The sequence below is a fragment of the Metabacillus litoralis genome, assembly GCF_020524045.1.
GTDB classification, from domain to species: domain Bacteria; phylum Bacillota; class Bacilli; order Bacillales; family Bacillaceae; genus Metabacillus; species Metabacillus litoralis_C.
The window spans coordinates 1-20,094 of record NZ_JAIVKL010000021.1 but is presented as its reverse complement, the minus strand read 5'-3'; the positions used below and the strand labels follow the sequence as shown (position 1 = coordinate 20,094).

General features: G+C 32.3%; 20 protein-coding genes and 1 pseudogene. 1 reads left to right on the top strand and 20 read right to left on the bottom strand.

The features are described from left to right. Positions 1–9 precede the first annotated feature (9 nt). From LC076_RS20950 to LC076_RS20895, 12 genes and pseudogenes are all read right to left on the bottom strand, one after another. Complete coding sequence (locus LC076_RS20950) at positions 10–522, bottom strand: hypothetical protein (protein ID WP_226671099.1); 513 nt, start codon at positions 520–522, stop codon at positions 10–12. A 129-nt stretch (positions 523–651) separates the two neighbouring features. Beyond that, the gene (locus LC076_RS20945; RefSeq protein ID WP_226671098.1) at positions 652–975 is read right to left on the bottom strand and encodes a hypothetical protein; all 324 of its coding nucleotides are present in this window, start codon (positions 973–975) and stop codon (positions 652–654) included. Positions 976–1,127: 152 nt separating this feature from the next. Further along, positions 1,128–1,697 carry a nucleotidyltransferase family protein gene (locus tag LC076_RS20940; protein ID WP_226671097.1) on the bottom strand — a complete coding sequence of 190 codons (570 nt, stop codon included), beginning with the start codon at positions 1,695–1,697 and terminating at the stop codon, positions 1,128–1,130. A gap of 189 nt (positions 1,698–1,886) precedes the next feature. Next, complete coding sequence (locus LC076_RS20935; protein ID WP_226671096.1) at positions 1,887–2,570, bottom strand: DUF3885 domain-containing protein; 684 nt, start codon at positions 2,568–2,570, stop codon at positions 1,887–1,889. Positions 2,571–2,921: 351 nt separating this feature from the next. Beyond that, positions 2,922–3,467, bottom strand: a complete 546-nt coding sequence (locus LC076_RS20930; RefSeq protein WP_226671095.1) for an NADPH-dependent FMN reductase — start codon at positions 3,465–3,467, stop codon at positions 2,922–2,924. Between the two features lie 86 nt (positions 3,468–3,553). Next, entirely contained in the window at positions 3,554–3,766 is a 213-nt protein-coding gene (locus LC076_RS20925; RefSeq protein WP_226671094.1) for a hypothetical protein, read from the bottom strand. A 187-nt stretch (positions 3,767–3,953) separates the two neighbouring features. After that, entirely contained in the window at positions 3,954–4,292 is a 339-nt protein-coding gene (locus tag LC076_RS20920) for an HIT domain-containing protein (RefSeq protein WP_226671093.1), read from the bottom strand. A 293-nt stretch (positions 4,293–4,585) separates the two neighbouring features. Beyond that, positions 4,586–4,768 (bottom strand): hypothetical protein, encoded by a 183-nt coding sequence (locus LC076_RS20915; protein ID WP_226671092.1) that lies wholly within the window; start codon positions 4,766–4,768, stop codon positions 4,586–4,588. 79 nt (positions 4,769–4,847) lie between these two features. Next, positions 4,848–5,084 (bottom strand): annotated as a pseudogene (locus LC076_RS20910) (DUF3977 family protein). Positions 5,085–5,212: 128 nt separating this feature from the next. Next, complete coding sequence (locus LC076_RS20905) at positions 5,213–6,016, bottom strand: methyltransferase domain-containing protein (RefSeq protein ID WP_226671091.1); 804 nt, start codon at positions 6,014–6,016, stop codon at positions 5,213–5,215. A 394-nt stretch (positions 6,017–6,410) separates the two neighbouring features. Beyond that, the gene (locus tag LC076_RS20900) at positions 6,411–6,596 is read right to left on the bottom strand and encodes a hypothetical protein (protein WP_226671090.1); all 186 of its coding nucleotides are present in this window, start codon (positions 6,594–6,596) and stop codon (positions 6,411–6,413) included. Positions 6,597–6,835: 239 nt separating this feature from the next. Beyond that, the gene (locus tag LC076_RS20895) at positions 6,836–7,093 is read right to left on the bottom strand and encodes a hypothetical protein (RefSeq protein WP_226671089.1); all 258 of its coding nucleotides are present in this window, start codon (positions 7,091–7,093) and stop codon (positions 6,836–6,838) included. A 245-nt stretch (positions 7,094–7,338) separates the two neighbouring features. Here LC076_RS20895 and LC076_RS20890 point away from each other — a divergent pair, with 245 nt between their 5' ends. Further along, positions 7,339–7,533 (top strand): hypothetical protein, encoded by a 195-nt coding sequence (locus LC076_RS20890; RefSeq protein WP_226671088.1) that lies wholly within the window; start codon positions 7,339–7,341, stop codon positions 7,531–7,533. A gap of 293 nt (positions 7,534–7,826) precedes the next feature. On the opposite strand, the gene LC076_RS20885 is transcribed toward LC076_RS20890, so the two are convergent. From LC076_RS20885 to LC076_RS20845, 8 genes are all read right to left on the bottom strand, one after another. Further along, complete coding sequence (locus LC076_RS20885; RefSeq protein WP_226671087.1) at positions 7,827–8,006, bottom strand: hypothetical protein; 180 nt, start codon at positions 8,004–8,006, stop codon at positions 7,827–7,829. Further along, entirely contained in the window at positions 8,006–8,389 is a 384-nt protein-coding gene (locus LC076_RS20880; RefSeq protein WP_226671086.1) for a hypothetical protein, read from the bottom strand. Before LC076_RS20880 ends, LC076_RS20885 begins: the two co-directional genes overlap by 1 nt. Positions 8,390–8,580: 191 nt before the next feature. Next, the gene (locus LC076_RS20875; protein WP_226671085.1) at positions 8,581–9,192 is read right to left on the bottom strand and encodes an FMN-binding negative transcriptional regulator; all 612 of its coding nucleotides are present in this window, start codon (positions 9,190–9,192) and stop codon (positions 8,581–8,583) included. A 133-nt stretch (positions 9,193–9,325) separates the two neighbouring features. After that, on the bottom strand, positions 9,326–9,982 hold the full coding sequence (locus tag LC076_RS20870) for an HAD family hydrolase (RefSeq protein ID WP_226671150.1): 657 nt from the start codon (positions 9,980–9,982) through the stop codon (positions 9,326–9,328). A 345-nt stretch (positions 9,983–10,327) separates the two neighbouring features. Continuing rightward, positions 10,328–15,970, bottom strand: coding sequence for a glycosyl hydrolase (locus LC076_RS24435; protein ID WP_319005576.1), 5,643 nt, complete (start codon positions 15,968–15,970; stop codon positions 10,328–10,330). Between the two features lie 827 nt (positions 15,971–16,797). Then, positions 16,798–17,013: a hypothetical protein gene (locus LC076_RS20855; RefSeq protein ID WP_226671084.1), complete on the bottom strand. Its 216-nt coding sequence runs from the start codon at positions 17,011–17,013 to the stop codon at positions 16,798–16,800. Positions 17,014–17,333: 320 nt separating this feature from the next. After that, complete coding sequence (locus LC076_RS20850) at positions 17,334–19,130, bottom strand: diguanylate cyclase (protein ID WP_226671083.1); 1,797 nt, start codon at positions 19,128–19,130, stop codon at positions 17,334–17,336. A 586-nt stretch (positions 19,131–19,716) separates the two neighbouring features. After that, a complete protein-coding gene (locus tag LC076_RS20845) occupies positions 19,717–19,953 on the bottom strand; it encodes a hypothetical protein (protein ID WP_226671082.1) in 237 nt (78 codons plus the stop codon). Positions 19,954–20,094: the final 141 nt, after the last annotated feature.

The window sequence follows — 20,094 nt, the reverse complement described above, 5'->3', positions numbered from 1 at the left end:
AAAAATTTCTCATCGATCTTTATTCTTTAATTCTTTTGCTAAAATAGATGATTTCAATCCTTTTTGTTTAAAAAACTCTTTTATTTCTTGTGGAGTTTGATAGGAAAGTCGGATATGATAGTAATTTATGTATTCTATTAATGCAAAGCAAAACAAAAACAAATAAAAACCATTTAAATTACTTGGTGAGTTAATATTATTTGTAAATAATATAATAATACCTATCATGATTAAAATAACGTTGAATCTTTTTAACCACTGAAAAATCTGTATTTGACTAAGAGTTAAGTTGTATCCTTTGTTATCCTTAACCTTTTTCCATTTAAGATACCAATAGATACTACCTTGTAATAGAATGAATTCGAGCAAAGCAAAAGCATAAATATTATCCCAAGAAGTTAAAGCTTGTTCAAATTGTTCAAAAATATAAATATATAAAATCCATAGAATAGCAAACATGATTAATGCGAAAAATTCACCAAACATTAAACTAAATAGTTTCTTTTCAATTTTCTTCTTCACCTAGTCCTCCTAAATTTTACATTTTTTACTTAGGTTACTTAATTTAGATGTCAAAAAGAGAATTGTAAGGCTATACCGATAAATTAAAGTAAGAAGATTGTATTCAAATCCACACAAAATATAGATCAATCAATCTACAAAAATCTCGGTTGCTACCGCATCACCTTCCATCTTTTCTAATTCTTCTTCACCTTCGATTGATATTTTTACGCTTTGTCCTATTTTTAAATCTGAAAACTGTTTAACTTCACCTGAAAACAAGGTATTTTCTACTATTAAAATTTTATAAGCTGGGTAGATTGCTGTAGGGTCAGTTTCCTCAGATCCAACAAAAATACTTGTTGAGTCTACAATTTCTAATATATGACCTTGAAACTCAAAGTCATCATTTCCTCCACAACCTGTCATTGAAAAAACAGTTAAAACAGTTATAAAAAGGGCAATTTTCTTCATTGTGAAACCTCCCAAAGGAAAATGTAAACATTAATTATAAAAGAGTATTACAACTTACTTTCAATAAATTAAACAAATTTACAATTGAAGAAAATGAATAGTTTCACAAGAAATTCTTTTTCTTTAATCCTACTGCTAAGATCAAAAAAACCTTAACAATTCTGAATATGATGTACTTCTAAATTAGTCCAGATAGTATGCCAGTTCTTTTTTGCCAAACGTTTTTCATACATTTCTAATCGTTCCTTAGACTGTAAAAAGAAAGGAGTAGGCTTGACTTGTAAATTCACAACATCTTTGATGCCATATGGAGCTGTTAATTTTAAATTGTCTCTTTCATCTAATTTCAGGCCAAGGGCTGTAGCTGTTTCTGGAAATTTTGATATAGCGTCAACAGAAGATGAATATGGAGGCATATTACTTTTCCAGTGCATTCTCGCTTCGTTCTTGACAGACCAAGGAATAGCAGGCATTGAGAATTTAAGTATCTCCTCAAATTTCTTTTCTTCATTTTCATTTATATTAGCTGGTTCAAAATAGATAACATCAATATCTGGAATTGTCGTCCTTTCATTAAAATTATGTAGAGTATCCCATATTTTTGAACGAACAAATCCAGCGCATACCCACCAATCAGGTAAATCTAATAATTTTACTGTTTTTAATATTTCCATCATCCATTTATCCTCTGTAACGATTGAAATGATTTCTTCCTCATTCATTACTGAAAACCCCTTAAACTAGTTTATTCGAAAATGTAATTTTCTTATGATTATAGAACTCCATATATAATGGGAATAAGCTCACATCTAAAAGAAATACACTATGTTTGAAGCAGATCCTAATTAATAGTCTTTCTGTAAGAAATTTTACTAGATTTCAAAATTTGCATTTTTGCTAACTCAGTTCAATTAATTCTTTTGTTTTTTGAAAAGATTATCAATTTCCACCCGATCATAATCCAAAATCCAATCATTACACTCTTCATAAAGTGAATATAAATCTTCTTTCTTAGAAGCAATAACATCACAGCCTCGATCATCGTAAAAGTGGTAAATCATTTTCTTTGAAATATTCACAAAATATATATCAATACCATTCTGCGAAAATCCTTTTAAAATTTGTTCTGGGTGTGGAAAATCCTCGTAACTAATCGCTTGCAGAAGTTGTTTATATCGAATGTCAATTTTTTTACATGGTAAAACAAATCTATGTGTGACCATCTTTTCATCATCTTCATCCTCTTCATCTTCAAAAAAGACATTCGGTAAAACACTATGCTGAAGTTTTCTTACGGTGTTCTTGTTTTTTATATATTTTTGGTAAACGTTTGTTGGTCTCTTTTGTAAAAATGTATCATTATGCCTACAATGAATATCTGTAATGAGCAACATCTCATCACTCGAATTAAATAGCTTATTGAATATTTTCATTGTTCTTTCTTCTATTTGCTGCAAGTTATCTTTATCCTCATGCTCTACCCAAGGTATAGAAATTTCAAAACGGAGACCATATTTCCATGAGTAAAATAGCGGTGGTCTTAGATTAAGATTTTCAAAATGGATTTTCATAAATTGCGATAAAAATTTTATCATTTTACACCTTCATCTCTAGCTTTAATTTCACCCATATGATTTATGCTATGATAAGCTTTCACATAATGATCATCTATGGATATTGAATGATTGGTTTGCCCAACGTCAAATCTATTCATCTTTTATACGGTCTATAACAAAGGCTGTTTCCGCAAACTTTGTTGCTGTTAAATTCCCGAACAATCAGCATTGTATTAAGTCTAGTGGGATCTTTTCTTCAAAAAAATAGTACCCTTATAGTGGAAAAATACTGTTTTCCCTCCAAATTTTGGTTTGGTTACATACCAACAATCGTTCAGAGAAGATCCATAACAAAAGAGTATTTAATGCATTCCAGTAGTTTATGATTAGTTAATTATTTATCTCGTCCACTAGACTATTAATTAAAGCAATAAGTTCTTGCTTGGTAGATTCGTCTTTTACTGTAGCATCATCATTAAATTTGGTTCGGACAGTTGGAAATAATAATGATCCATTTTTAACAACAGTAGCATCCATCATACCTAACGTGTACATTAAAGACTCATGAGCTTTGTCTCCTCCCAAAATCGAGGGAGATGCAGTTATAACAGCAACTGGTTTTTTATAAAGTTCAGCTGATGAAACAAGCCACTCTAATGCATTTTTCAAGACACCTGGAACACCTTTTGCATACTCAGGCGTACAAATAATTAATGCATCCGATTCATCTATAATCTTTCGAAAATTTGTAACAACATCTTCTGGCTTCATTCGATCAACATCTGGATTGAAATGGGGTAGATCTTTTATTCCATCATAAATGATATACTCAATATCTTGAGGTATAAAAGCTGCAGCTGCTTTTAATATATTCGTATTTGATGAACCTTCTCGAATGCTTCCAGAAATAGCTACTATCTTTTTTTGTTTGATCATCTTAACACCCCTAAATTAGAATAGTTGTTACCCTAGAAATATTGAGACCCTGTAAAAATACAAAAATAGAATAATAAATAAGTAGTCTATGTATTTTCCTTAATAAATTTGAATGACAAACTCGCGAAAACAAATGAAACTGCAAATAGTACTGGTATTACAACAAAAATACCTAATAAGTCAGTTTTATAATTCCAAGGAACAAACGCGTCCCATAATACAGCTGTTATTTTCCATAACACAATAAAAATAAAGAGTGTAAAAACAAAATATATGATTTTCTCCATTACGATTCTCATCTTTGATCCACTCCATCTATACCAACAAATCATCCTCTTTAACACACCCGCTCGACTTTTGATGATAAGCTATTACTCTTTTCTTTTAAAAAAATGTCCATTACCATAAAAGTACTTCCTCAATTGTTGAGAGAAGTTATTTCCCTAACACGACCTTAAGATAAAGTGGAATTGTACAGCAAAATGATTACATTTCCCATCTTAACTCACGGCCTCCAATAATATGATAATGCATATGGTAAACCTCTTGTTGACCATTTTTTCCTGTATTAGTTATTACTCTAAAACCATCGTTACTAACACCCAATATTTTCGAAACTTTTTGTAACCCTTGATGAATTTTAAATATAATTTTTTCATCATCTTCTTTTATGTCCATAATATTTTCAATATGCTTTTTAGGAATCACTAACGCATGAACTGGAGCACTAAAATGCAATCCGTAAAAAGCTATTACTTCTTCATCTTCATATATAATCTCTGCTGGTTCTTCTTTGTTAACAATCCTACAAAAAACACAATCCATCTTTTGTTCCTCCATATATAAAAGCGATTTATCTTCCTTGAATGTTTACTTGCTTATTTTTATACTTTAACATAAATATCCAATTCCAATACAGCAAATTATGCATCAATCTCTCTTTAACATGTAAAAAGCCCCTTTACTTGTCTCCAGAAAGGCGCTCGATCGTTGAAAATCATTATCAGTGTATCTTAACTGATACTTTAAGTATTAATCTGCACAGTACTCCACATTCATATATGTATATTTCCAATATTTCATTTTAATTTTAATTAAATTTCATCAATAAAATTATTTTAATATTTCTTTTTAAGTTTAAAAACAGCCCCAATAAGATATATCGCACCCGCTAATATAAACAAACTTCCTGATAATTTAAAGATATCACTTACAATCATTTGTACTATTCCAATACAAATAAATAATAATCCAGTGCTTATAGACATCCACCTATATTTGTGCTTTGAATTTCCCCTCATAAAAGTTCTCCTTTACTATTAATAACTCCCCCTGTAAAATCATAAAAAATTATCCTCGTAAATTAAATAAATAATTCATTCATCTACTAGAAATACCGAGAATTATTTTTATTTTCTGGCGTTCTTTCTTCATCTTTTTCAATCCTTCTTTCGTATCGAATATAAAAACAGTTTTACCAACCCAAATTCATAAATAAATAGAGTGCCATTTTATAGGTCCAACTATTCCTTTTTCCTCATATTCGGTTCCATCTTCTAACTCTGTTTCTGTCCTAACTAACCAAGTGTTTCCTATACCAATTTCAATAAACTTCAAGAAATTTCCCCTTTTAAACTATGTCCTGTTTTTTTCATATTCTATCATTGCTCCTTAGCTAGCTATTTTCATGATGAAATTGAAAAAGGCTTACTCTTCATTAAAACTATGTATCTCTCAAAAAATAATCAGATCTTTATACCCTCAACAGCTAATAAGTACATGAATTGGCTTTTTGCTTCTGCTTCAATCCAGGCTCTGTAATCATGTTCAGCCATCTTCCGTTGTTCTTCTTTTATAAATCCCTCATCAACCATTTGTTTCCCCCTTGTCAAAGCAACACCTGACCATATTGACATGTGGGTTTGGAAATCTTTATCTTCTCTATTTGTTTTTTCATGCTGTGATGAGATTGTCACTTCTTCAAGACCAATTTCATTAAACATACCTGAGAGCTTATCTGCAATAGTATTATCCATACCTGATTCTAAACGCCATCTTAAAAAAGCACCGTAAAAGGATTTCATTGACTCTGGAACTTCTGGATCCCATTTGATTTTCTCATGATTATAATCAAGTACAATAACTTTACCGCCGACTTTAGTAGCTCTGACCATATTGATTAAAGCTTCTTTTGGTTGAGCAAGCCATTGAAGTAATCTTGCAGAGGTAACGACATCAAATTTATTAGAGAAAGGTAAATTATAAACATCACCTTCCTTAAAAGATAATCCAGGTATATCTTTGTACTTTTCACGAGCTTTATCAATTAAAACTGGATTATTATCAATGCCAACAACCATTCCTTCCGTCCCAACAACTTTTGCTATACCATAAGTCATGGCTCCTGTACCACACCCAACATCCAAAATTGTCGTACCAGGTTTTATGATTTCCCTTAATCTTTTATGAGAATTCTCTAATGTTCTAGCATCAATAACTCCAGAATTGGTCAATTCCGCTCTTTTTTTGGCTGTTTCAAACATTGCCATTGTTAATTCCTCCTCTACTATTTATAAGAAAACCATCATCAAATAACAGACGACAGTGTTGGTATTAAAAAACGTGCACCACTCTTTTTGTTTTGTTTTCTTCCTTTTTTTCTAAATGAATTTTTTATTCCAAAGAGCCTCAAATACACATCGGGACAATTCATATACTCACTCTTGTATTTAATCACTTAAATTAATTTGAAGCTTATCTAACTTTTAGAAAACTTGTTATTCCTACTTGCTAATAATTCGGTCTAAAATATTGAATATGTACCAAACCAACATTCATTCTTTCTACAAACAACTTTTATATAGTGAACTTCCTTTACAAAGGAAGATTCAAATTAAAAAATGATTTATTGTTTCGTTAAAAAGCAAAAACAAGATAAATATTTTAATTTGATCTAATATGATTTAAGAGAGCAGAAGCCAAAAAAATGATTGCTAGACCTGTACCTATACTATCAGGTTGCGTGTTAAAAAAAATTGGATTAACCATATGATTTAAAATGGTAATTATTATTGCTAAAGTAACCAAGGTCACGTTTGTTTTCTTCAACCTTTCCTTGCTACCTTCCATCACAATACCTCCGATACATAGATAACCTTTTTAAACACTCATCAGATAAATAAAACTTACTTCTTGAAAAAGCTTATTACACTCTTGAATGATAAATTCAATGAATCTTCCGTCTATTTCAAACGGATTTGTATAACGAATTTTATTATCATCTCTTAATCACAATTTTTATATTATTTAATAATATTTACCAATACACTTCATAATTAAGAGTTTCAATTTTCCCCCTAATTAATATCTTATTTTATAATTTTTAACTCTTTTACTCTAAAGTCATCTGGGTTCCAATCATCTTCTCCTGTTTTATCAATCAATGTTACTTTAACTCTTTGACCAATATTAAAATCAGAGGAATTTTTTATTTTTATAGGTCTGTCATCTAGATAGATCATTCCTTCTTCTACTTTTGTAATTTCTCCAGTTATCTTAAGTTCATATTGCTCTCCAGAACATCCAACTAAAGCAAATGCCAATAATAAACTAAATATAGCTTTCATTGTCTTCCTCCAATTATTTTCAAGTTAAACTAACAGATAAGTAGATTAAGTAAATATCCTCTTCTAGTTTTAACCTATTCTTCATCATTAGCACCCTCAAACTTACCTTTTAAAAACATTTCCTTGTTACAACATGCAGTTCTACTTAAGAAGATTAACGTCATTATTTTCCTGACCTACATGGTAATGCATTTAAATTCCATATTATGGTACAATTAAGATAATAAGAAAGGGGATGTTTACTTATGGAATTAGTTGCTTTTCTTGTCATAATAATTGTCACGTCTCTTGTTGACATCTTTTGGCTTGATACTGAAAATAAACGGTGGAACTGGTTAAAAAATCGTTCAAAATCACAAAAATTTTTATTTTTTCTTATTTTTGTAGGAGCTTCTTCAACACTTTATTTTCTTTTTGGATTAAAATTTTTAAGCTTGTAACTTTGTCTAAACAACAAATGAGTCACAAAGAGAGATAATATGCAAAATATTTTGAGCCTTTATGAGTAGTCATCGCTAATCATTGTTGTGATTTTCATTTCAGAATGCAGCATAAATCAAGAACTAGGGAAAAGATGAAGAAAAAAAATTTAAAGAGGCTTAGATCAATTGTAGTAGTAAAATGGTTAACTACTGCAGCAAACATTATATTCCAGACCAAAAAACGGTCGTAAAATTAGAGCTGCAGTTTGATACATATGGTTTTAAAGATTACTGTATGTTTTGCAGAAGAACTAAAAACCGCCGTCTCCACCACCATTACTACTATTAAAAAACTGGTTTCTTATCGTTTCGGACTCTATATTATGATTACCTTTTTTCACATCTGGTGGAACTGCACCTGTTTTCTTACTGAAATATAACGCAAAAGTAACCAAAATACTTAATGGTATCAAAAAAATCAACCAAATCATTAGCTTTCGTCCTCCTTTAACTGAGTTGGGTTGTTTTCTTTCAAAAATTTAATCAGTTCTTCCTTGCTGTACGTTTTATATTCAATATCTTTTGTATCGAATACAACATATGCTGGAGATTTTTCTAGTTCTAAGAACTTAAATGCATCATTTGTTTCCTCTAATGAAGATCGTCCATGAATTTTTTCAACATTATATATTTCGTTCTCTTCTAACCATTTATGATAATCTGACATATTTGTTTCACTTACCACTAATAAAGAATACTTGTTATGATCAGTTGAAAATAAAGGATGAACTGGAATTGGTTCTGTCCCATTAATACTCGAGCAACCAACTAAAAAGGTAGTGATAAAAAACCATATTACTACTATTCTATTCATGTCAAAACCACCTTTTATTCTATAGAAATAATTTTACCATAATCTCTCAATTTTTATTCAAGAAAGTAAATATTTTTAAAAACCTTTTAGTCATTCAAATCCTAGATTCGTCCAACTATATTTTTAAAATAAAAAAGGCGACTTTTCTTGTTTCAGAAAGCCGCTTAATTAGTGCAGATCATTACTTTAATTTACTTTTTACTATTTGCCTTCATCAAGGAGGAAATCTGTTGTTCATTAGAGTTTAAAATTTGATCTAGATGATCGATAACCAGCTGCTGTCTTTCTAATGAATGATTTTGACTTAGCTTAGCTTTTCCTTCAATTTTAGTGATTTTTATTTTAAAGCCTTGTATTGCTTTGTTCATACTAGCTAAAAAGTCAGCATCAACATCTTGTAATCTGTAAGAACTGTCATCAGCTTCATAGTTTAATACCATATCATTTAATGAAGTAATTAACTGATATTCGTTCTCTAAAAATTCGATTTCTCCATAAACATGAATTGTCACGTAATTCCATGTTGGTACTGCTTTATTCGTCTCATACCATGATGGGGAAATATAACAATGAGGACCGTGGAAAATAGCTAAAACGGTTTGATTTTTAATATCTTTCCACTGAGGATTTGGACGAGCAAAGTGTCCATATAAGTATGTATTTTCCGTGTCCAAAATTAGCGGCAAATGAGTGGCAAATGGCATTCCTTCATGCTGTGAAAAAAGAGTTGCAAAACTATGTTCTTTCATAATGTCGAAGGCTTCTGCCTCATCTGCAATCTTAAAGTATTTTGGAATATACAACATGATCTTCCTTTCTAAAATTAGAGGTTGTTAGTAATTCCCTAAAGTTTTTTGTACGTATTTTGTTCTGTAATTTACCTAGTTATTTATGCTACAAATCGTATGTTTTTTGGGATGTGATTTAGATTTCTTTTTATGATATATAACTTAACAAACGATCAAGATAATTGATCTCAGCATATGGCTTTATGTCTGTATGATTCTTGATATTATGTGGATTGAACCAAATGCCATGTATGTTTGCATTTTGACAGCCACCAATATCCTTTTCTATGTCATCTCCAACGAATAATGCGTCTTCATGGTGCACATTAAGTTTATCTAATGCTAATTCGAATATACGTTTGTCAGGTTTACTAATTTCCTCTTCTTCAGAAATAAGAATTACATCAAAAAAACTATTTAAATTAGTGTTCATTAATTTAGCTTTTTGTCTCTGAGTTGAGCCATTCGTAATAATTGCCACTTTAACTTGACTCTTTAAAGTATTTAATAGATTTATAATATTTTGGTTAATTAAAAAACACTGAGGAAAATTAGTGTTCCAGAAATCTTGAATGTTATTGTGTGGCAATCTATATTTTGGTGGGAATTCATCAAATAATGATTTGAATACTATTGTTTTATCATCATATCCATAGCTTTCTTTATCATATTCTTTGAATCTCTGTATCATTTCAGTTTTAACTGAATGTTTAACATCTCCATAACACTTTTCTAATATAATGAAAAACATTTTATCTACTGCCTCATCCCTATTAAGTAAGGTATCATCTAAATCAAAAAGTATTGCTTTACAACCTTTCAATTAACTTCTCATCCATTTTCTCACTATATTAACAATCCCTATATCACTTTCAAACAAATTTGGAAGTCTATATCAATTATAAAATAGATCTCTAACAATATTATACATTTTAAGTTAAAGTATGAAAAAGTGATTCTGAAATATATCATATTTATGAACATACCCTTCTTCAAAGGTAATGACATCTTTTATCTGACAAAAAACCCTCACAAATCTATAGATGTTTGTGAGGGTTTTTATTTATTCTGAAGTACAAGCAGCTTTAGATAAGTAATCGTATTTCTATGATGTGTTAGGTAGAATGCTACAAAAGGGCTTCTACTCAAATCATTTACTAAATAAAAACCGCTTTCTAATGATAAACACAAGACCAACTAAAAGGAATAATCCACCAAGTAAGAGAGTATTATATGTGTTCGTCGCTGTGTCAGGTAGAGTCTTGCCATTTTTGTCTTTCGATTTACTCTGTTCAGGTTTTTCTGTTTTTTGTTCTTTATCACTAGATTTATCACTATTTTTAGGTTCTTCAGTAGGTGGCTGATTACCCACAGAATTTTCAAAAACAGTAAAGATTGTAAAGTGATCCGTTTCTGCCGTTACATAACCATCTTTTACTGTTCCACCTATTGATGTCCAGTCACTTTTCTTTTCATCATAATAATAAATTTTCACTTTATTAGCATCTTTAAATTTATCTACTTTGAACTTAAGGGTTACTGGAGTATCAAATGTATCAATAATTTTTTTACCTTGAGTGATAGTAAAGTCATAAACAGGACCTAAAGCATCTTTAATGTCCTGATATTTTGTCATAGCAATTTGTACAGTACCTTCTCCTGTTAAATTACTCGCTGAGATTAGTAAATCAACTTCACCTTTCTTCAGATGAATAACAGCATTTTTTTCTTTTAATGCTTTCACTTGATTTGAGTCAAGTTCTACTATAACTTTTGTATGATCTTTCGTTTCATTAAGATTAATTTCAAGGGTTCCTTTATAAGTTAATCTCTTAATTGCATCTATCGTAATAGTAGCTTTATTAGTAGCTGCATTAAACTTTGGCTTAACTTGTACAATTGGCTTTGTTACAGGATCTTCAGTGCCTGGATCTTCAGTGCCTGGATCTTCAGTTCCTGGATCTTCAGTCCCCGGATCTTCCGTGCCTGGATCTTCAGTTCCCGGATCTTCCGTGCCTGGATCTTCCGTGCCTGGATCCTCTGTACCTGGATCTTCAGTTCCCGGATCCTCTGTGCCTGGATCTTCTGTGCCTGGATCCTCTGTACCCGGATCTTCTGTGCCTGGATCTTCCGTACCTGGATCTTCCGTGCCTGGATGTTCAGCGACTTCAACCAATCTGACATTATCTATCACGATATTATATGGCGTAGTTATTGTTGGATCATCAGCTGTTTTACCTAAACCAATTAGTAATTGCTTAACTCCATCTGCCCCGACTTCAATAATTGTTTCATGCGTTTGTTTTGTATCTTTAACTGTTAAAGTTTGCATATCGCTTCCTTGAACCTCAACATAAACTGGTCGCTCTAAGTCTGATTTAGCATCAAAAGCAAACTTATAAGTTCCAGCTGGCACGTCAAGGTTTTGTAATAATTGTATATGCCAGAACTCCCATCCTGGTTGTTCAACAGTTACGTTTAGTTCTTTATTGTTAACAGCGAATATCGCTTTTCCTCCATTTGGATCATGCTCTCCCATATTGAAAATGTTCCACCCCTCGACTAGAGCATCAGGAGCTTTACCAAAGGTAGTAGTAGTATCAAATCCACTATCAATGACAAGGTTTTCACCAATTTCAACCCAATCTTTCTCTGGATCTGGCTCTGGTTGAGATGTTTGTTCTTCTACCTCTACAACTCTTACATTATCAATAACAACATCATATGGTACTTGTAGCTCACTGTCAGCTTCTGCTCTTCCTAATCCAAGCAATAGCTTAGCTGATCCATCACTACTAACTTCTAGGATTGTTTCATAGGATTTCATCGTATCATTAATAGTAAATGATTGGCGATCTGTCCCTTGAAGCTCAACATATAAAGGACGTTCTAAATCAGATTTTGCATCAAAAGCAACTTTGTAGGTACCTGCTGATAAATTCACGTTTTGGAACAACTGAATTTGCCACCAGTCCCAACCAACTTGTTGGATTTTAGCGTTTAATGCTTCATCAACAACAGAGAATTCTGCAAGTCCAGCACCTGTCTCAAAATCACCTTGGTTATGAATGTTCCAGCCTTCAATCGGATTTTCACCATTTCCAAATTCGGTTGTGGATTTAAACTCTCCATCGATCACAAGGTTTTCTCCTATTTCAACCCATTCTTTTTCCGTTGGATCTGTAGGATTTTCCTCACCTTCAATAACAATATCCTTTTCTACTATATTATTATCAAAGCTTGATTCTGCAATGTTTTTTTGGTTATTTACATTTACTTTTATTTTATTTGTTCCTGCTTTGGCAGTCCATGATCCAGGAGATCCCCAATCACTTCTTAAGCTCATTGTTACAGTTTCACCAGCTCCGATTGGTGTACTTACTCCACCCCAACCAAGTACTGCGCCATTTACTTGCATATCAAAGCCTACTGCACCATTTCCATCCTTTGCCGCTAAATTCCCTTGATTTTCCACTACAACCTGGAAGGTAACAGTATCTCCTGCTTTTGGTTGGGCTGGTTCCCAAGTAAAGTCTTTTAGCACAAGCTCAGCTTTACGGGTTATGTTAATTTCATTGTAAGGTAGCTGAATTTTCGCAGAAGATTTGCTGTTTACTTTAACATCAATTGCTGATTCAGGAGTTAAGTTAATAAGCTCGATCTGAACTTTACCATAAGCAAAGTTATTATAATCTCCCGTAATTTCTGCACTAGCAGAATCACTAGTAATCGTTTCATAGCCTTCTTTATTATCCAACTCATGTGGAAAGAAAAGCTCTGTGCGATCAATTCTTCCATCATTGTTAAAATCATAAGATAGCTTTACTTGTATAGCTACATCGGTATTTGTTGCAGCGTCTACTTCTAATTCATAAACAGATGATCCTGATCCTTGGTAATCACCAAGAACATCCTTCACCTCATACATAACAGAATGATGATCAGCTGATAAGGTATCGTTCACTTCTGTGCCACCTTGTTCTTTTAATAAAGTACGAACAGGAAGTGAGCCTAATGAACGTAAAAATAGTTCATTTGTTTTAGGCGGATCTTCTACTAGTATCTCTTTACTTAACACATTATTTTCTACATTAACTTCTTCAAAGCCTCTTGAACCATTATCAGGGTTATTTACATGAGCGGTAATGGTGTGAGTACCCTTTGTTGCTGTCCAGCTTGTTGCTGGTGAAGACCAATCAGCTCGTAATGCTAACTCAACGGTTTCACCTGGTGCGATTGGATCACTGCTACCACCCCAGCCTAGCAGCTCATCGTTAACATTTATGATCATGCCTACAGCATCATCAGACTTTTTCGCTTCTGCATATCCTTGGTTCTGAACTTTCACCTTAAACGTAACGTTATCACCTGTTGCAGGTACGGATGGATCTGTCATAATATCTGTTACAACTAAATCTGGTTTACTAGTATCCTTTAAGTTCGTATTTCTTACTGTTGATCCTACTGAATTTGCAGGAACGATCAGTTCAACAGCTGGACTAGAGGAATCAATACTTGTGAAGGTTATCGTTTTAGCTTCTTGATTAGGGTTAAATGCCATGTATGTTTTTACACCATTTTTATCAAAAACTGCATACATAGAAGCATCCGCTGTAACAGAACGGTCGACATTTCCTAATTCAGCAAAGTTTGTAATCCATTGATATGTGTGTGCTTTTGATTCACCATACTCTGCAGCATAATCAGTTGTGTTGAACTTTTGTAGTGCTGTTGCAGGATCGTACATGGCTTGATACATCCAAAAAACCTCTGCCCATTCCTGTTCAACACCACCATTTTCTTCTACCATTGTGTTGTAATTGGCTTTCATATATTCAGGATCAAATCCAAGGTAGAAGGATGATGCAGTAATTGGAAGCATGTTGATTCCATGTACTTCTTCACTGTTTTTTGTCCACCAAACTCGGTACTCACTACCTGAAGAAAATACCATTGGTGCATAATCATACTTATATTCTTCTGGTAGATTCATATTATCAATATCAAACCAATAATTATTAATGGCATCTACTTCAGTCGTGTACATGTAAATACCAGCGTCACGAATTTCATCGTTTCCTGTTGCTTCACCCCACATAATCATTCCTGCCCATGCGTTAATTGATTCTGAGGAGGATTCTTGGTTGTTACCGGGTTCTGCTGTGACAGAGCCATCACCACCATAAAGATCTGTTCCATTCCCAGATGCCCAAGCATGTCCAGCATATGGGTCAAAATTTCGTAGATAAGGAAACATTGATATATCTGTTCGGTCCCAGTTGGCCATATCTTTTATTAAAAGTTCTACCATTTCATCGAAATCATTGGTAGTTGCCCAATTGTCATTTTGCTCAAGTAATGCTGCAGCATATACCCAGTAGCCCCAGTGGAAATGGTGGTCATTAATTGCTGTTTCAGCACCGAATCCATTTGGGTAACCAAGTAAAGTACCCCAGTTATTATCATAATAAAAGAATTTATTATCGCGATCAGTCGGAGCTGTAAACCAATCAGCTAGCTCATTTTGCATCGCTACTTTAAATTTTGTTGCGGCTTCATTGTCACCTAGTTGATTTGCAATTGGTAAAAGCTGAGATAGACGATTTAAGTTTTTTCCAACCCAGTATGGTCCATCACCCTCAAGTCCTGGACGAACCAATTGTTGTTCTCCTTCCACTTGATCAACAAGCTCTTGAAGTCTAGTTTTATCTGCACCTAATGTGGGCATATAAGGAAGCATACCATGGTAAGTAAGAACAGTTGTGACAATGTTTCCTGCTATAGTTTTCATTTTTCCACGTGGGGAGCGATATTCATATTTTAGTAAATCATTCTGAGTGTTTCTCCATTGATGAGGATAAAGCGCCATAATTGTGCTTTTTTCTTTTCCTGCTTCTTTTAATTCTGTTGTTACAGAAAGGTTAGTTGTCACTTGACTCGTTTGTTCATCATAAGAATAATCTACCTTAGAATCAGTAATAAACGAATAAGCATGTTTTTCATAAAAAGCTAAAGTGTCAGTGCTTGAATCTGGTAAAACAGCAATCGATATGTAGTCTGTTCCTGATGGTAGCTTCGCTGTATATGTGTTTGTATCTAATCCAGTCCAAGTGGTTCCTGTTGGGGCAAAAACTCCGTAGTGGTTGCCATTAATTGTTACTCCTAATACAGAGCTATCTTGATTTCCGCTCCAAACGTTTGCTTGTCCATTTACATGAATTTGCGGGATTGTATTAGAGTATGTTGCATAAATATATGGACTACCATGAGAAATGGTCGTTTTTAATTTTTTAGATTTGTTAGCGTTTTCAAATAGTAAATCAACAGCCCAATCACTATATCCATCTACTAATGCAGCTTCTGAGGTAAGACCTTCCCCACCTAATACAAGATCTTTGTCTTTATCTTCATATAATGCATTCACAAAATCCTTACTGTCTTCACGTGTGTTAGGTTCAACAGTTACTTCAGGGTAATCAATTCCTAAACCCTGATCATAAGCTTTTACAGCTAAAGGATGAGGATAGATAGCACTTGAAAAATCCTTCCATATGGCAGAGCTCCACCATTCATTTGTAGGAATAGCTCCTTCAAGGTTAATTGTTTTAAATATAGAACTTTGAGGGCTTCCATAATTTAATCCATCAATCGATGTTCGGTAGTTACCAGCACCTACAGAAACAGAGCCTTCATCTGCAGCAAAAACTGAAGTAACAGGTAGAATAGTAGATAACAATAGGACAATAATAGATAACATAGCTAAATATTTTTGGTGTTTGGACCTACGTTTCAATTCGTATTACCTCCTTAAATTTTTATTAACTATCTGGTCAGTATTTAAAATCATCACCTCCATAAACATCGATGTGTTTTAAAGTAGGAAACCGGTTTCTTAAAGTAAAAAAATAATAAAGAAAGCACAACCGTATTTAAGAAAGCGCTTTCTAAATTATTATAGAAAAAATTCTATTTTTTTGTCAAGGTTTATTGGAGTCTATTAGTTTTTTAATTTAGCTTTGGGAAATTATACAAAGCTCTCTTTTTATTAATATTTTCTAATAAGAGAAAATGTTAAATAAAAAATGAGTCTGAGATATAAGTATTTAAACTAATGATAAACCCGAATTTTAAGGCGACATTTCAATTAATCATTCGCCTAATATTTTGGTTTTTATTTGCTTTTCTTTTATAATTTTTTTGATTTTGAAAACTATTTTAAAGAACTTAGTGGAATGGAGCGGAAGACACTCGACTCCTGCGGGTTTAGAGGAAAGGCTGAGACCCCACAGGCGAAGCGCCGAGGAGGCTCAGCTTCCTCCCCGCGGAAAGCGAGTGTCTGCAGCGCAATGGAACGAATTTGTTTCTTTCAGCTTAACTGAATTTAGATTTATTCGTCTTTTTGTATGACTTTTTTAATTATGTCCCATCCTCTTTATACAAATGATAATATTTTCAGTGTATCTAAATACAAAATTGTGATTTAAAAAAGAAAGCGATTTCTATTTCAAGGGAGAGATTTACATGTTTAGTAACTAGATTTCTTCACTAGATTACATATCTATAAACTCTTCTGCTCATTAAATACTGGCTGAATTGTCTTAAAAAAATAGAACGAATAAATTATTCTTTTATACATTCAAAATGATATTCGCCCTTTGATATATCCTGTATTTCCAATTTTGCAGTACCTCCTATTTCATAGCATTTTGACGTGATGTTATTTAACTCTTTGCTAATAAAATAGTTGTTAGATAAAGTTAAAACTAAGACAACTATTAATACTATATTGATAAGTAATGAACCAATTACTACATTCTTTTTCATTAAGTTATTCAAATGAAGTTACCTCCCTTATTCCAGATCACACCTACTATCCAACAAAACTAAAGCCTAGGCACTTTCTTCTTTTACTATTATAAAAAAGCGTTGAAAAAAATTCGTTTTTGTTGAAATAAATCTTTAAAGTATTTTTAAATATGGTTTAAAAAAAGAAAAACGCAGAGAGTTTGCACACTCTACGTATATTTCATACCATGATCATTGGAATCAAACAATTGTTCTAAATTATTTTAGACTTGAATATCGTGCATTTCCATTTTCAACACAGTCATTTTCTTTTCCTATATACTAGGATTTCTTTCCCATTTATAAATTTATCATTGTTGAATCACCTTATTTTGATAAAACAATGTAATAGAATTCCTTCCCATTTCTTTTGATTGATAGAGAGCTTCATCCGCTTTTTGGATGAGTTGATCTTTTTCAATAAAATACGTTGAAGTAGAATGGGCAATACCTATGCTAATTGTAACACTGTCAGTTACAGTTGAAGTGTGATGTTGGATTTTTAATTTATGAATAACACCATTCAACTCTTTAGCAAGATCAACAACTTCTTCTACGGTTTTCCCATTTAATAATACAAAGAATTCTTCTCCTCCATACCTTGCAAAGAATCCTTCGACCATTTCTACTCTATTTTTTAAAGCTTGGGCGACTAATTTCAATACTTCATCACCTTTTTGATGACCATATGTATCATTAAATAACTTAAAGCAATCTATATCAATCATAAAAACGGTGATAGAATTCAATAACTTCTTATTCTTCTCCCAAACTTCATCGTAATTTTCGTTAAGTGCCCGCCTATTTGGCACATTTGTTAGTGTATCATTGTTTGAAAGAATTTTAAGCTTTTGATTAAGTTGTTTCAGTTCAACTTGTGATCTTTCAAGCTGAGATGTTCTGATTTGTACCTTTTCCTCTAGTGTATTATTCAGTTCTTTTAAAGAAACTGACATCGTTTCGACTTTTTCGAAGGTTGATGTATATTTAATAGCAAGGACGATAGACTGAGCAAAGATAAATATATATAATCCAGCACTCGTAAAATCACCTGTATTTATCCATTCATTGTAATATAATACATCGTTAAGAGCTGTAAATGTAAAAATCAGGCTGGAAATTAGTAAAATTTTTATCCCCGGAACATTCTTTTTCCAAGCTTTTGATAATTCATAAATGACATAACCCATCGTCAAAATCATAGTCAATTGATAAAAATTGATTGTATAAGAAAACACTTTAGCTGGTGTAAATAGTACAAATAAGGAATACAATAAACTAATAAAATAGAAGATTCGTAAAACCGGTTTTTTTAGATAATTAAGAAACATTGTATTCAAAAACAAGATAAATACAGGAAATGCGATTGATATTGTCCAATATTCAATTTTTCTATGCCATTCCCAAGAGAAATCGGGGAGTAATTCTGTTAAAATCACTTCCCCTACTACTAATGATCGTAGAGCAATTAGCAAACAAAGAATCCCAAAATAAAGAGCAGCACGTTCTGTTCTTCGTAAAATATAAATAACAAAATGGTAAAAACCGAAAATGATTAAACCACCAATAATAAACATTTCTTTGAGCATTCGTTTCTCAGCCATACTTACTAATTCTTCTGCATTACCAAACAAAAATTCTCCCCATATTCCTCCTTTTCTTTCAGAGTAATTGGAAACTTGTAATACTAAATCAATTTCAGGTTTATCTAGATCAAGTGTGATGACATGTGGATTGTATGCTGGTTGTTCATTTTTTGAGTTTGAACCAATTTCACCTATTTGACTAACTAATTTTCCATTAATCCATAGCTTCGATGCAGTTGAAATGAGCGGTATGTATAGTGCTTTTTGAGTTGTGAGACTATCCTCATTTACTTTTATTTTCAGTTTATATGTGGCATATCCCTCACCTGATAATGAAACCTTATTCAATTCAGACCCCATCCAGGTATGCGGAAAAGAAACAAAAGTTGTTGGAGAATCCGTCATCGTTCCAGGGCCTATTAGTTTATCCCAATAAATCCCCCACTCCCCATTCATCTCTATATATTTTTGTTCATCAAAATCAATTTCGCGTAAATCAAGTACTCCGTTCTTTGCATTCATCTCATTCTCATTCAATGCAAAACTAATGGTGGGAGAAATTATAATACTAGCGAATCCAATCAATAAAAATAACAAAAAAACGGTTTTAATTCTCACTACATTTATCTCTCCACTCATATCTTTTGAAATAATCCACAATATATTAAAAACGTATATCACCTTGAAATGTATTTTCTGCTAAATATTTTAAGTGAATTTCCCAAGCTTAGTATGTATTACGTAGAATTAGTTCGCTGATCGTTTCCTTTTAATAGGTTAATTATACTCTTTTTATAAGCATATAAAAACTAAAATATTGATTAAATGTAGTTGTCTAATTCTGTAGTTCGTGGAATGAGTAAGTTGTTATAAACTATATTTTCTTCCAAATTTATAATACCTTCAAAAACATACAATTTCACGAAAATAATGTTTAGCATTTCCCGAAAAAGTTTTCTTGATATAATAATATATATAAATATTCGAAACCCATAATTTCCTGAGAGAAGTACTGTTTTCAAATTTCTGATAGAAACCATCCTTTTGACTTTTTTGATCAACATGAAAAATGAGACCAGGATCATCCTAGCCTCACGTTTTTTCAAAATTAGTAGTGTTTCTTATTTCTTTTTTTGTCATCATCATCCATAGCTCCTGCAATAAGATCATTGAGTAAACAACGACGTACTGCATTACAAAAAACTTCCCCCTCAATAAAAGCATTGACTTTGATTTTAAAATTTTCATCAAAAACACCTGCTAGATTTTCTACCTTATTTGAATCGACCACAGAACGTTTATAATAAGTTTGGTTACCATTCCTGTCGAATTCTCTTCTTATCATATTAACTCCTCCTTTCGTTTTATCGTATTGTCAAAACTTTTATATTAAAAAGTTAATAATTCCTTGATTTATAGGGCTTTAAATGCAAAAAACTTGCCACCCCCTGAATTTTAGGTTAAAAGTGAGGTTACCACACACACA